The sequence below is a fragment of the Pseudomonas putida genome (assembly GCA_041879295.1).
In the GTDB taxonomy this organism is placed as follows: Bacteria; Pseudomonadota; Gammaproteobacteria; order Pseudomonadales; family Pseudomonadaceae; genus Aquipseudomonas; species Aquipseudomonas putida_Y.
In genome coordinates this window covers 4207375-4220250 of the sequence record CP047152.1, presented here as the reverse complement: position 1 = coordinate 4220250, position 12876 = coordinate 4207375, and the positions used below count along the sequence as shown (strand labels likewise).

Genomic DNA, 12876 nt, shown 5'->3' with positions numbered 1-12876 from the left:
CCATCAAAGCCAACCCGATTTCTTGAAGCTGGCATACAACCCGGCACACCCCGTCGCAATCACCCCCAGTACCGCGAAGTAGCCGTAGTGCCAGCTCAGCTCTGGCATGTTCTGGAAGTTCATGCCGTACACCCCGGCAATCGCCGTAGGGAACGCCAGAATCGCCGCCCAGGCCGCGAATTTGCGCTGCACGATGCTTTGCCGTGACGACTCCAGCAGCATGCCGATCTCGATGGTCTGGCTGGCAATGTCGCGGATGCCGGCCAGGTCTTCCATCTGCCGTGTCACGTGAATCTGCACATCACGAAAGTACGGGCGCATGTTCTTGTCGATGAACGGGAAGCTCAGGCGCTGCAGTTCTTCGCTCACTTCAACCATAGGCGCCACGTAGCGGCGCAGGCGCAGAATGTCGCGGCGCAGGCTGTGCAGGCGGCGGATGTCGTCTTCCTGCAGCGAGCCGCCCAGTACGCTTTCCTCCAGCTCTTCGATCTCGCCATGTATGGCCTCGCTGACCGGCTGGTAGTTCTCGGTGACAAAGTCGAGCAGGGCGTACAGCACGAAGTCTTCGCCATGTTCCAGCAGCAGGGGCCGGGCCTCGCAGCGCTGGCGTACCATGGCGTAGGATTTGGAGTGGCCGTTGCGGCAGGTGATGATGTAGCCGTTGCCCGCGAAGATATGGGTTTCGATGAATTCCAGCTTGCCTTCGTGGCGCACGGGCGAGTAAGTGACGATGAACAACGCGTCGCCGAAGGTTTCCAGCTTGGGCCGGCTGTGTTTTTCCAGGGCATCTTCGATGGCCAGTTCGTGCAGGTTGAACTGGGACTGCAGGTTGGCCAGCTCTTCGGCATTGGGCTCTTCCAGGCCGATCCACACGAAATGCCCCGGCTTGCGCGCCCACTCGCTGCCTTCGTCGATGCTGATGTTGGTGACCTTTCTGCCGGCGCTGTACACCGCCGATGCCACGACTCGACCCATGGTTGTCCGCTTATTCGGTTGAACACGGATACAGCTTGGGCTGTACCCGGCGCCAGAGCAACCCGGATCAGGCCAGTTCTTTTTCCATGCGGTCAATGCACTGCTGCATTTGCCCCCGGCACTGCTCGATCAGCGCTGGCAGATCCTGCGGCGTCATGCCCGTCGTGGCAATGGGCGGCAGCGAGCGCACTATCACCGTGCGCTGGCGCCAGCTGTTCAGGCTGAGGCGCCTGGCATAGCGGCTGACGCAGACCGGCACGATCGGCACACCGGCTTCGATCGCCATATGAAATGCGCCTTTCTTGAACGCCAGCAAATGCTCGCCGGCATTGCGGGTGCCTTCGGGGAAAATCCAGATCGAGGTGTCGTCCTGCAGAACCCGGGTGGTCTTCTGTATGGCCTTGCGCGCCTGGTAGGCATTCTTGCGGTCGACCAGCACGTTGCCCCCCAGCCAGAACAATTGGCCGAACAGCGGGATCCAGCCCAGGCTCTTCTTGCCGATGGCGACGGTGCGTTGTGGCACCACTTGGCCCAGCACGAACAGGTCGAAGTTGGACTGGTGGTTGGCCACGATCACACAGCCGGGCGGGTGGTCCCACAATGGGCCGACTTCGGCCTTGACCTTGATGCGCATCAGCCAGGTGGCCGGCAAGCTGTAGAGCCGGGCGAAAACGCGGCTGTTGTCAGGGTTGAAGGGGCGGCACAGACCAATGATCAGGCCCACGACGCCAACGGCAAGAAAATGCAGCCCCAGCAGGAACATACGCAATGAATAAAGCATGGTACGACTCACACCAGACAGTCGCCGGGCAGTGTACGGGTGTGCACTGGTTGGGGCAAACCTTGGTGCAGGCCTGTTCCGGCCCTTTCGCGGGCAAGCCCGCTCCTGCACAGGTTGCGTATGCCCGTTGAATTGCGGATTTCCCCGCGGAGAGGGCGGATGTGCAGGCGCGGGCTTGCCCGCGAAAGGGGCCGTGCCGCTAGCCCATATGCTGCTGGTCCAACTCGATCGCCTTGTCCAGCGCCTCCAGCAGCCCTTTACGCACTTTCAGCTTGGTGTTCTTGTGCGCCAGCATGTTCAGCTTCTTCAGCTCCCGCGCCGCGGTCATTGCCGCTTCCTGCAACTGCTCGGCCGGCACGACCTTGTCGAGGAAGCCGGCATCCACTGCACCCTGCGGGTCAAACACTTCGGCGTTGATCACCGAGCGGTGGAAGGCCGAGCGTCGCAGGCGGTCGCGGGCCAGTTCAATACCGGCGTGGTGCATGGTCATGCCGATTTGCACTTCGTTCAGGCATACCTTGTACGGCCCTTCGACACCAATGCGGTAGTCGGCCGACAGCAGCAGGAAAGCGCCCTTGGCCACGGCATTGCCGGGGCAGGCGACCACCACCGGGAACGGGTGCGACAGCAGCCGGCGGGCGAGGGTGGAACCGGCGGTGACTAGGCTGATGGCCTCTTTGGGGCCGCTGGTCATCACCTTGAGGTCGTAACCGCCCGACAGAATGCCCGGCTGCCCGGTGATGATCACTACTGCACGCTCCTCGGTAGCGCGGTCCAGCGCTGCATTGAAGGCAGTGATGACGTCCGGCGAGATGGCATTGACCTTGCCGTTGTTCAGGGTAAGGGTGGCGATGCCGTCTTCGGCGTGGTAGGTAATCAGCTCGCTCATGGCAGAGTCCTTTTGTTGGCGTGGCGACGACGTTACCCAGCGTCAGGGGCGAGGTAAAGCAGCAAGGCTGACTGGTCGGTCAGCGTTCACGGCAGCCCAAGTGCAAATACATGAAAAAATTGAAAAAAATGCTTGCCAAAGGGAAAGTCTTTCACTAAATTAGCGCACCTCGACGGGCCGCAAGGCTTGAAGAGAAACGGTGAAGTGTCCGAGTGGTCGAAGGAGCACGCCTGGAAAGTGTGTATACGAGAAATCGTATCAAGGGTTCAAATCCCTTCTTCACCGCCACATTCTACGAAAAGCCTCCGCGCTGAAAAGCACGGGGGCTTTTTGTTTTCAAGGCCATTGGGGCTGCTGCGCAGCCCATCGCGACACAAGGCCGCTCCCACAGGCGTACCCGATTTCCTGTGGGGGCGGCCCCGGCAATCTAGAAGCTGATCGAAGCCGAAAGCCGAGCGGTACGCGGTGCCCCCTGGAACAGGTAGTTGTCCCCCAGGTAATCGCCCACATCGCGCCAGTAACGCTTGTCGAACACATTATCCACCGTCAGCCGCAGCACCGTGTCATACCCGCCGACTCGCGTACGGTAACGGCTACCCAGATCGAACACGGTATACCCGCCAACCTCCACATTGCCCGCCTGGCTCGCATACTTGCTGGCGCTGTAGCGCGCCCCACCCAGTAGCGCCAGGCCCGTTACTGGCAGGCTGTATTCGGCATGCAACGCCGCGCGGAACCGGGGAACGTTGATTGCCTGGTGGCCTTCGTAGTCATCGGTACCGCTGTTCTGCACCCGCGCCCGGATGGCTGCCGCACTGGCCTGTACCTGCAGCTTCGGGGTCACCCAACCGCTGGCGCCCAGTTCCAGGCCGGTATTTTTCTGCTGGCCTTGCTGCACGTAGGTGAAGTTACCGGTGCCGTCCGGGCGTGCGTACTGGTAAGCCTGGCGGATCTGGAACAATGCGGCACTCAGGCTCAGGCCTTGCCAGTCCTGCTTGAGGCCCAGTTCCAGCTGGCGGGAGGTGGTGGGCGCAAGGATTTCAGCCGCATTGCTGGCGAACCAGGGGGCCGTACCTCCGGCGGACAGGCCCTTGGCGTAGCTGGCGTATACCGTGGTGTTCGGCTGCGGCTTGTAGATAAGCGCAGCGTTGGGCAGCAGCTCGTATTGGCGGGTATGGCGCCCGGCTACGCCGTTCTCGTCCCAGGTCTTTTCATCCAGGCGTACTTCACGGGCGCCCAGCACGGCCTGCCATTGCTCGTTGAAGCTGATGCGGTCGCTGATGAACAAGCCGTACTGGCGGCTGTCCAGTCGACGTTCGCTGGCGCCTAGGGGTTTGTCGGACGGGGCGAATGCAGGGGCGCCGGTGTTGATGTTGCCGGTACCAAGCCACTCGTTGTAGTACGGGCGCTGATCCAGCGTACGCCGTTGCGCACTGGTACCCACGGTCAGCTCATGCCCCACGCCCAGGGCATCGAAGTGCCCGTTGAGCATGGCCTGTGCCTCGTCGGTACGACGGGTATCGTCGGGGCTGCGAAAGTCATAGATGTCGTAGTCACCATTGCTGCCGAAAAACGCCCCCTCGCTCGAACCCCAGGCAAACGCGCTGTAGTCGTCGATCACCACTTTGCTGCGGGAGGCGCTCAAGGTGCCGGTCCAGGTATCGTTGAAGCGGTATTCGAAGCGCCCGCCCAGGTTCAGCGAGTCGTTCTGCACGGGCTTTGCCCAATGCTGGTAGGCCAGGCGGTCTTTCGGGTCGATGCCGTGGGGCACTTCAGTGCCTCCGAGCAGTTGGTAACCCGGCACCGACGCCTGTTCGCGGTGCTGGTATTCGGCATCCAGCTGCAGGGTGGCATCCGGGTTGATCTGCCAGTCGAACGCCAGCGAGGCGAAGTCGCGCTTGCCGTCAGCGTGGTCGACGTAGGCGCGGATGTCTTCATGGGCCAGGTTGGCGCGCAGGCCGAACTGCTTTTCGCTGCCGAACCAGCCGCCAAGGTCGGTGGCCAGATAGCGTTCGCCCTGTTCGTTGGTCGATACCGTGACGCTGCGTATGTCTTCGGCGCGCTTGGTCACATAGTTGATCAAGCCGCCCGGCTCCGACATACCGCTCTGCAGCCCGGACAGGCCCTTGAGCAATTCCACCTGCTGCTTGTTCTCCAGGGCTACGTTCTGCTCTCCGGCAATGGTCTGGCCATTGATGCGATAGCTACTGGCGGCGTTCAGCTCGAAGCCGCGCACATTGAAGTTTTCGTAGTAGCCGATGGGCGCATAGCTTTCGCCGACCGAGGCATCGCTTTGCAACACTTCGCTAAGCGTGCGGACCTGGCGGTCTTCCAGTAGCTGCTGGCTGAACACGCTGACAGAGGCGGGGGTGTCGAGCAGCGGCGCGGGCTGGAAACCGCCCACAGCCGCCTGGCGTGCCTGGTAGCCATCACTGGCGAAGGTGTCGGAGACCTGCAAGGGGGCAAGCACCACGCTGTCTTCGGCAAGCACAGGCGGGCACTGCAGGGCCAGGCCCAGGCTGAGCAGGCTCAGGGGCAGGCGGGGGTGATGCGGGGGCATGCGGTGGGGCTCCTGGATGCGCGATACCTGTACTGGCCCTTTCGCGGGTAAACCCGCTCCTACACCAGGTGGTGATACACCGGTTGGTGATACCCCTGTAGGAGCGGGTTTACCCGCGAAGAGGCCGGTAGAGGCCATGAAAAAGGCGGCATCTTACCAGCCGCCTTCTGCATAAAACGATCCAGACCCGGCGTATTCAGTCAGCCTGTCCTGATCGGCCGCTTGTGCTGCCGCCAGTTATCGTCGATCTTCGACCAGGTCTTGCCATCGGTAATGGCCATCAGCTTGCGTCCATCCTTGAAGGTGGCCAGGAAGGTGGCTTCTTCTTCCTTGCCGCCCAGCCACAGCCCGGCCAGCAGCCCCACTGGCCCTGCCACCAGGGCGCCGGCCACGCCCCAGCCCAAGGCGCTGCCCAGGCTGCGGTTGGTTTCCAGGCTGGCCAGCCGCAAGTCGCTGATGCGTGCCAGGGAAATCCGTTCACCGGGTGAGGGGCTGCGCGCGGTCTTGAGTGTGAGCGATCCATTGCGATACTCGCCTTCACCTTGCAAGAAATCGCCGGATTGCACCGTGAGTCTTGTCATAAATTCATCCTGTCAGGGAAAGGGCATTTTCCAGCGCTTACTGAGCGCTGCCCCGGCAGGCAAGTCAACGGCATTGCGACGGAGGGTAGTGCGGTACTTTGTCGCCGTGGCCAATGGCCTCTTCGCGGGCGCTTCACAAACCTCAGGGCCGTGATACGCCTGTGGGAGCGGGCGCGCCCGCGAAGAACCAGTGGTCATTTATCAGGCCACCTGCAAGGTGTTCTTGCGCTTACGCTCGGCCAGGCCCCACACCAGCAATCCCAGCCCGCCAATCACCAGCCCAGCTACCACAATCCCCATCCAGCCCTGGCGCTGGAACAACTGTGTGCCCAGCAACGACCCAAGCGCCCCGCCAATGAAATAGCAGGTGATATAACCAGCATTCAGCCGCGTACGTGCCTCCGGCCGCAGGGCGATCACCGCGTTCTGGTTGCTCACATGCACCAGCTGTACCGCCAGGTCGAGCATCAGCACGCCCAGCAGCAAGGCGAGCAGCGACTGCTCGGCAAACCCCAGCGGCACCCACGACAGCAGCAACACCACCAGGCCCACGGTGGTACCCAGCGACCCCTTGCCACGGTCCGCCAGGCGTCCGGCCCAGTTGGCCGACAACGCACCCGCCGCACCGGCCAGGCCGAACAGGCCGATCACCGCATCCGAATAGTGATAGGGGCCTTTCGCCAGCAGAAACGCCAGGGGTGTCCAGAACAGGGCGAACAGGCTGAATGCCAACAGACCGAGCAGCGAGCGCAGGCGCAGCACGGGTTCTTCGATGAACAGGCGGAACACGGAGCCGATCAGTGCAGGGTATTTCAGCCCGGCGTGGCTGTGGTGCTGCGGCAGGCTGCGGTATAGCGCCAGCGCGGTAAGTGCCATCAGCACGGCGGCCAGCACGTAGATACTGCGCCAGCCACCCAGCTCGGCCATGAAGCCGGCAGCAGTACGCGCCAGCAGGATGCCCAGCAGCAGGCCGCTCATCAGCGTGCCGATCGCGCGCCCGCGCTGATGCGGCTCGCTCAGGGTCGCTGCCATCGGCACGAGGATCTGTGCCACCACCGAGAACAGCCCGGTCAGCGCCGTGCCGAGCAGCAGCCAGGGCAGGCTGGGTGCACAGGCGCTGATGACCAGGCCCAGGGTGGAGACAACGGTCATCACGGTAATCAGCCGGCGCTGCTCGAACAGGTCGCCCAGCGGTGCCAGCAGCAACAGGCCGGCGCCATAGCTGAGCTGCGCGGCAATCACGATGCTGCCGGCACTGGCGGTGCTCAAGCCAAATTGCTGGGCGATGCTGTGCAACAGCGGTTGGGCGTAGTAGTTGCTGGCCACGGCCAGGCCTGTGGCGGTAGCCATCAGCAGGATCAGGGCGCGGCTGAGAGTGGGGGTGTGCATGCAATTCTCGTGGGGGCAGTCGTGTGTGGTGATGATTATCAGCAAGTGTCAGGCATGACACCAATGTATAGTTTTCAACCTATTCATCTTGAAAGCAGATAGATCGATGAACCTCAAGCAGCTCGAATATGCCCTTGCCGTGGCCGACACCGGCAGTTTTACCCGTGCGGCGGAGCGCTGCCATGTGGTGCAGTCGGCCCTTAGCCATCAGGTGGCGCGGCTGGAGGCGCAGCTGGGGGTGAGCCTGTTCGAGCGTAGTTCGCGACGGGTGCGCCTGACACCTGCGGGGGAGGCTTTTGTGCTCAGTGCACGGCCAGCGGTGGAGGCGGCCCGGCGCATTGCCGATGACGTGGCGGCGGCCTGCGGCCAGGTGCGCGGGCGGCTGGCGATTGGTGAAATCAGTTCGCTCACCGCGCTGGACCTGGTCGACCTGTTGGCGGTATTCCATGGTCGTTATCCGGATGTGGATGTGCGCTGGCTCACGGCCAAGAGCGAATTGCTGATCGCTGACGTACTCGAGCGGCGCCTGGACGTGGGCTTTATCGGGCTGTGGCAGGGCGAGGTGGTGCAGGGGGTGCAGCATCGGTTGCTGGCCAGGGAAGAACTGGTGGCTGTGTTGCCATTGGCGCACCGCCTGGCGGGCATGGCACAGCTGGCGCTGGCTGACCTGGCAGGCGAAGTGTTGGTGGATTTCCCCGAAGGCACTGGGGCGCGACGACAGACCGACGAGGCGTTTCAGGCGGTGGGGTTGCAGCGTCGGGTGCAGTTCGAGATAGGGCATGTTCGTCTGGTGGAGAAATTCGTGCAGCGGGGCATGGCCGTTGGCCTGGTGCCTGAGCGGGTAGCTCAGGGCATTGAAGGGGTGGCAGTGGCGCGGTTGGTGGATGCGCCGGTGCGGCACTTGTATGCGGTGTGGTCGTCCAGCCCCACACCGGCTGCCCGGGCTTTTCTGGACGTGATGGAACAGTGCCTGGGGGCAAAGAAAGGCTAAGCCTGTGCCGGCGCTGTCGCGGCACAGGCAACCTTTCAATCAGGCTGCAAACCCACCGTCCACCGTCAGGCTGGCCCCGGTGATATACCCGGCTTCAGGCCCTGCCAGGTAAGCCACGAAGCTGGCAATCTCCTCCGGTTCGCCATACCGCCCAATGGCCATTAGCGGAATCAGGCTCTCGGCGAACTCGCCACTGGCCGGGTTCATGTCGGTATCCACCGGCCCGGGCTGCACGTTGTTCACGGTAATGCCCTGCGGCCCAAGGTCGCGTGCCATGCCGCGGGTCAGGCCAACCAGTGCCGACTTGCTCATGGCGTACGGTGCACCGCCGGCAAACGGCATGCGCTCGGCGTTGGTGCTGCCAATGTTGATGATACGACCCCCCTGGCCCATGTAGCGTGCCGCGGCCTGGCTGGCGACGAATACGCTGCGTACGTTTACGGCCAGCATGTGATCGAAGTCGGCCAGGTCGAACTCGGTCACCGGGGCCACTGCCAACACACCGGCGTTGTTGACCAGGATATCCAGCTGGCCGAAGGCCTTCACGGTGTCATCCACCGCCAGTTGCACAGCTGCCGCATCAGCGCTGTCAGCCCGCAGGGCCAAGGCTTTGCCGCCGTTCTCGGTAATTTCCCGAGCCAGTTCTTCAGCCGGGCCGGCAGAGCTGACATAGGTGAAGGCCACTTGCGCGCCTTCGCGGGCCAGGCGCCGCACGATGGCTGCGCCAATGCCTCGGGAGCCGCCCTGAACCAGGGCTACCTTGCCTTCGAGTGTAAGTTGCTTGGACATGCTGTTCTCCTGCTGGAAGCCAGGCCGAAATGCCTTGGATGGGGCACAGTATCGGCGCTCGATTACCTACTGATAAGATGGCAATCACTATCAGCAGAGTAAACCTTTGGTTGTTAATCATGGCCATGGAATCGTTCAGCGCGTTGGAATGCTTTATCCGCAGTGCCGAGGTTGGCAGTTTTGCCGAAGCCGCCAGGCGCCTGAGCCTTACCCCGGCTGCTGTGGGCAAGCACGTTGCGCAGCTGGAAGCGCGCCTGGGTGTGCGGTTGTTCCAGCGTAGTACCCGCAAGCTGACCTTGACCGAAGCGGGGCAGCGTTTTCTCGGCGAGGTCAGTGACAGCTTTCGCACCATTCAGTACGCCGTGGCCAACCTGGCCAGTGCCGAAGGCCAGCCAGCCGGGTCGTTACGGGTGAGCATGGGCACGGTGTTCGGGCGTTTGTATGTGCTGCCGTTGCTGGGGGAGTTCTTGCGCCGCTACCCGGCGATTACCCCGGATTGGCATTTCGACAACCGCCAGGTCGACCTGATCGGCCAGGGCTTCGATGCTGCGATTGGCGGTGGCTTCGAACTGCCGCCGGGGGTGGTGGCGCGCAAGCTGACCCCGGCGCACCGGGTGTTGGTGGCGGCGCCGGCCTATCTGCAGCAGCACGCGCCGATAGAAGACCCGCAGGTGCTGCAACGCCATGAAGGTATCCTGGTCCGGTCACCGCAGACCGGTCGGGTGCGCTCGTGGCCGCTGACCAGCCGTTGGCAGGTGCAGCAGCCACTGCAATTGCGCCAGGCGATGACCATGAGCGATTCGGACGCGGCATGCGCGGTGGCCGAGCAGGGGCTGGGCATTGCCCTGGTGAGCCTGCCGTTTGCCGTGCCCTACCTGCTGGCCGGGCGGCTGCTGCGGGTGTTGCCGGACTGGTATGTGGACGATGGGCATATCAGCCTGTATTTCGCCGAGCACAAGCTGTTGCCGGGCAAGACCCGGGCGTTCGTCGATTTTGTGGTGGAGCAGTTTGCCGAGCAGGGGCTGGCGGGGCGGTTCGATGCCTTGCAGGCCCTTTAGAGAATTATTGCCTGTGCCGGCCCTTTCGCAGGCCCGCCCGCTCCCACAGGGATATCACAGCCCTGAAGACAGTGGGCCCCTTGTGGGAGCGGGCGGGCCCGCGAAGAGGCCGGTTCAGACAACATCGACAATGAACGATACCTGCGCCCCCAGGCTCACCTCGTCATCCACCCGCTTGCCCAGCAACAGCTGCCCCAGCGGCGAACGCGGAGTAATCACCGTCACCAGCCCGTCCCCCTCGCCAATCTTCAGCCCCGCTGCCTCAGGCCCCAGAAACAGCCGACGGTGCCCGCCCTCTTCATCTTCCAGGGTCACCAGGTTGCTTACCTGCACACCGCGCGCCGTGTCGTAGTCACGCAGCAGCAACTGCTGGTAGATCACCAGCGCCTGGCGGATCTCGGCACTGCGGCGGGCCTGGCCGGTGGCCAGGTACGAGGCCTCCAGGCCCAGCGTGTCATACTTGTTCTCGGCAATGTTCTCTTCGGCGGTGGCGGCCTCGTAGGCGGTTTGCGCCGCGCGGGTCAGCACGTCCAGGTCATGCTCGAGGGTGGCGACAATCAGCGCCAGCAGGTGGGGCTTGTCCATGGTCAGTAACAGAACTCCAGCACGTTGGCCTGGCTTTTTTCGGTGGGCGCGGTACGGTTTTGCTGTAGCCAGAACTGGCACTTGGGGCTGTTGAGGTTGCGCGGATTGCCCTGTGCGGCATCGGCGGCCTGTTGCAGCTCCTGTTTGTGCAGGATGTCCTTGTAGCGTTCGAACATCTCGGCCTGGCCATCCTGGGCAGCGGGTCGGTAGGCGTGGGGGGCCACAACCTGGGCCAGAGGTTGCACCTGCTGTGGCCACAACTGCTGGGCCAGCCACAGGCTCACGGCAATGGCCATGGCGCCCAGCCATAGGCCCAAGGCTACGCACATGATCAACGGCAACGGCTTGAGGGTGATCTTCAGTTCACGGTGGCGCGGCATGTCAGCCTCCTGGCAGCGTGGTAGGGGGGCATTGTCGCATGCGCTTGGGCATTTTTCTGCGCAGGTGCTTTTGTCAGCGCCAATTTATGCGCAGAATTCGCGGTTTTTGCACCAGCACGGGAGGGGCGCATGAAAGCCACCTGGGACATCTTCTGCAGCGTCGTCGACAACTACGGCGATATCGGCGTGACCTGGCGCCTGGCCCGGCAGTTGGTGGCCGAGCACGGCCTGGCGGTGCGCCTGTGGGTGGATGACCTCAACGCTTTCACGCCTATGTGCCCTGGCGCCGATGCCACGGCGGCGCAACAGTGGCAGCACGGTGTGGATGTGCGTCACTGGCCGGCAGCGTGGTTGCCGGTGGCCCCCGCCGATGTGGTGATCGGCGCGTTCGCCTGCCAGTTGCCGGCGGCGTATGTCGAGGCCATGCGTGCCCGTCCGCAGCCGCCGCTCTGGCTCAACCTCGAGTACCTGAGTGCCGAGGACTGGGTAGAGGGTTGCCATGGGTTGCCTTCGCCGCAGCCCAACGGTTTGCGCAAGGTTTTTTTCTTCCCGGGCTTTACCGACAAAACGGGCGGTTTGCTGCGCGAGGGTTCGCTGCTGGCCCGGCGTGATGCGTTCCAGCAGTCGGCGGATGCGCGCCGTGCCTTCTTGCTGGGGCTTGGTGTAGACCCTGTGCCGGGTGCGCTGCTGATCTCGCTGTTCGCCTATGAAAACCCACAGCTGGGCAACTGGCTTGATGCCTTGGCCACGGCTGACCAGGCCTGCCACCTGTTGGTCCCGCAGGGGCGCATCGTCGCGGGGCTCAGCCAGTGGCTGGGCGAGGGGCCGCTGCACGTGGGTGATGTGCGCACGCGTGGGGCGCTGACCGTTCAGGTGCTGCCATTCGTCAGCCAGGACGACTTCGACCGGCTGTTATGGAGCTGCGATTTCAATGCCGTGCGTGGCGAAGACTCGTTCGTGCGTGCGCAGTGGGCGGGGCAGCCGATGCTGTGGCACATCTATGTGCAGGACGAGAATGCCCATTGGGAAAAACTCGAAGCGTTCCTCGCGCATTATCGCTGCGGCCTGTCAGACGAAGCCGATGCAGCCCTGCTGGGCCTGTGGCGTGCCTGGAACATGGATTTCGACATGGGCCAGGCCTGGCGGGCGGCCCGCCAGCATTGGCCGGAACTGCAGCAGCATGCCCGCCGTTGGGGGGCGCGACAGGCCGCTCAGCCGGACCTTGCCGAAGCGCTAGTACACTTTTACCGAAATTCGCTATGATACGCGGCCTCGATTTTTATAAATCCATCCAGATTCGGATACTTCGTAATGAAAACTGGTAAAGAACTGAAACCCGGTACCGTACTGCGGATCGACAACGACCCGTGGCTGGTTCAAAAAGCTGAGTTCACCAAGTCGGGCCGTAACAGCGCGATCATGAAGACCAAGCTGAAGAACCTGCTGACCGGCTACAAGACCGAAACCGTATACGGTGCGGACGACAAGCTGGACGACGTGATCCTGGATCGCAAAGAAGCGACCCTGTCGTTCATCAATGGTGACGAGTACACCTTCATGGACACCACCGACTACACCATGTACGAGCTGAACGCCGAAGACATCGAAGCCGTTCTGCCGTACATCGAAGAAGGCATGGAAGACGTCTGCGAAGCCGTGTTCTTCGAAGGCCGTCTGGTGTCGGTTGAACTGCCGACCACCATCAGCCGTAAAGTTGTCTACACCGAGAACGCTGCTCGCGGTGACACCTCCGGCAAAGTCATGAAGCCTGCCAAGCTGGCGAACGGTACCGAGATCTCGGTTGCCGACTTCATCCAGATCGACGAGTGGATCGACATCGACACTCGCGACAACAGCTTCAAAGGCCGTTCCAAGAAGTAATGCTTCTTGCGAGACGC

At 62.9% G+C, this 12876-nt stretch carries 13 protein-coding genes and 1 tRNA gene; 5 read left to right on the top strand and 9 right to left on the bottom strand.

The features are described from left to right. Positions 1 to 3: 3 nt before the first annotated feature. The 3 genes from GST84_19345 to GST84_19335 all read right to left on the bottom strand — a co-directional run bounded on the left by GST84_19345 (position 4) and on the right by GST84_19335 (position 2645). Positions 4 to 975, bottom strand: coding sequence for a magnesium transporter (locus tag GST84_19345; protein ID XGB14356.1), 972 nt, complete (start codon positions 973 to 975; stop codon positions 4 to 6). A gap of 67 nt (positions 976 to 1042) precedes the next feature. Next, positions 1043 to 1756, bottom strand: a complete 714-nt coding sequence (locus GST84_19340) for a 1-acylglycerol-3-phosphate O-acyltransferase (GenBank protein XGB14355.1) — start codon at positions 1754 to 1756, stop codon at positions 1043 to 1045. 199 nt (positions 1757 to 1955) lie between these two features. Beyond that, complete coding sequence (locus GST84_19335) at positions 1956 to 2645, bottom strand: crotonase/enoyl-CoA hydratase family protein (GenBank protein ID XGB14354.1); 690 nt, start codon at positions 2643 to 2645, stop codon at positions 1956 to 1958. A gap of 198 nt (positions 2646 to 2843) precedes the next feature. On the opposite strand from GST84_19335, the gene GST84_19330 reads away from it, so the two are divergent. Beyond that, positions 2844 to 2933, top strand: a tRNA-Ser gene (locus tag GST84_19330). Between the two features lie 139 nt (positions 2934 to 3072). On the opposite strand, the gene GST84_19325 is transcribed toward GST84_19330, so the two are convergent. The 3 genes from GST84_19325 to GST84_19315 form a co-directional block, all read right to left on the bottom strand. Further along, positions 3073 to 5205 (bottom strand): TonB-dependent siderophore receptor, encoded by a 2133-nt coding sequence (locus tag GST84_19325; GenBank protein ID XGB14353.1) that lies wholly within the window; start codon positions 5203 to 5205, stop codon positions 3073 to 3075. Between the two features lie 200 nt (positions 5206 to 5405). Next, positions 5406 to 5786, bottom strand: a complete 381-nt coding sequence (locus tag GST84_19320) for a hypothetical protein (protein ID XGB14352.1) — start codon at positions 5784 to 5786, stop codon at positions 5406 to 5408. 201 nt (positions 5787 to 5987) lie between these two features. After that, positions 5988 to 7175 (bottom strand): MFS transporter, encoded by a 1188-nt coding sequence (locus tag GST84_19315; protein XGB14351.1) that lies wholly within the window; start codon positions 7173 to 7175, stop codon positions 5988 to 5990. 106 nt (positions 7176 to 7281) lie between these two features. Between GST84_19315 and GST84_19310 the strand changes: the two genes are divergently transcribed. Next, the gene (locus GST84_19310) at positions 7282 to 8166 is read left to right on the top strand and encodes a LysR family transcriptional regulator (protein ID XGB14350.1); all 885 of its coding nucleotides are present in this window, start codon (positions 7282 to 7284) and stop codon (positions 8164 to 8166) included. A gap of 39 nt (positions 8167 to 8205) precedes the next feature. Here the strand turns inward: GST84_19310 and GST84_19305 are convergent, their stop codons facing one another. Next, positions 8206 to 8955, bottom strand: coding sequence for an SDR family oxidoreductase (locus GST84_19305; protein ID XGB14349.1), 750 nt, complete (start codon positions 8953 to 8955; stop codon positions 8206 to 8208). 119 nt (positions 8956 to 9074) lie between these two features. Here GST84_19305 and GST84_19300 point away from each other — a divergent pair, with 119 nt between their 5' ends. Next, entirely contained in the window at positions 9075 to 10013 is a 939-nt protein-coding gene (locus tag GST84_19300) for a LysR family transcriptional regulator (GenBank protein XGB14348.1), read from the top strand. Positions 10014 to 10127: 114 nt separating this feature from the next. Here the strand turns inward: GST84_19300 and GST84_19295 are convergent, their stop codons facing one another. Continuing rightward, a complete protein-coding gene (locus tag GST84_19295) occupies positions 10128 to 10598 on the bottom strand; it encodes a transcription elongation factor GreAB (GenBank protein XGB14347.1) in 471 nt (156 codons plus the stop codon). Positions 10599 to 10600: 2 nt separating this feature from the next. Continuing rightward, entirely contained in the window at positions 10601 to 10978 is a 378-nt protein-coding gene (locus tag GST84_19290; GenBank protein XGB14346.1) for a hypothetical protein, read from the bottom strand. 129 nt (positions 10979 to 11107) lie between these two features. Between GST84_19290 and earP the strand changes: the two genes are divergently transcribed. Beyond that, entirely contained in the window at positions 11108 to 12241 is a 1134-nt protein-coding gene (gene earP / locus GST84_19285; protein ID XGB14345.1) for an elongation factor P maturation arginine rhamnosyltransferase EarP, read from the top strand. Positions 12242 to 12289: 48 nt separating this feature from the next. Next, positions 12290 to 12859 carry an elongation factor P gene (gene efp / locus GST84_19280; GenBank protein ID XGB14344.1) on the top strand — a complete coding sequence of 190 codons (570 nt, stop codon included), beginning with the start codon at positions 12290 to 12292 and terminating at the stop codon, positions 12857 to 12859. Positions 12860 to 12876 lie beyond the last annotated feature (17 nt).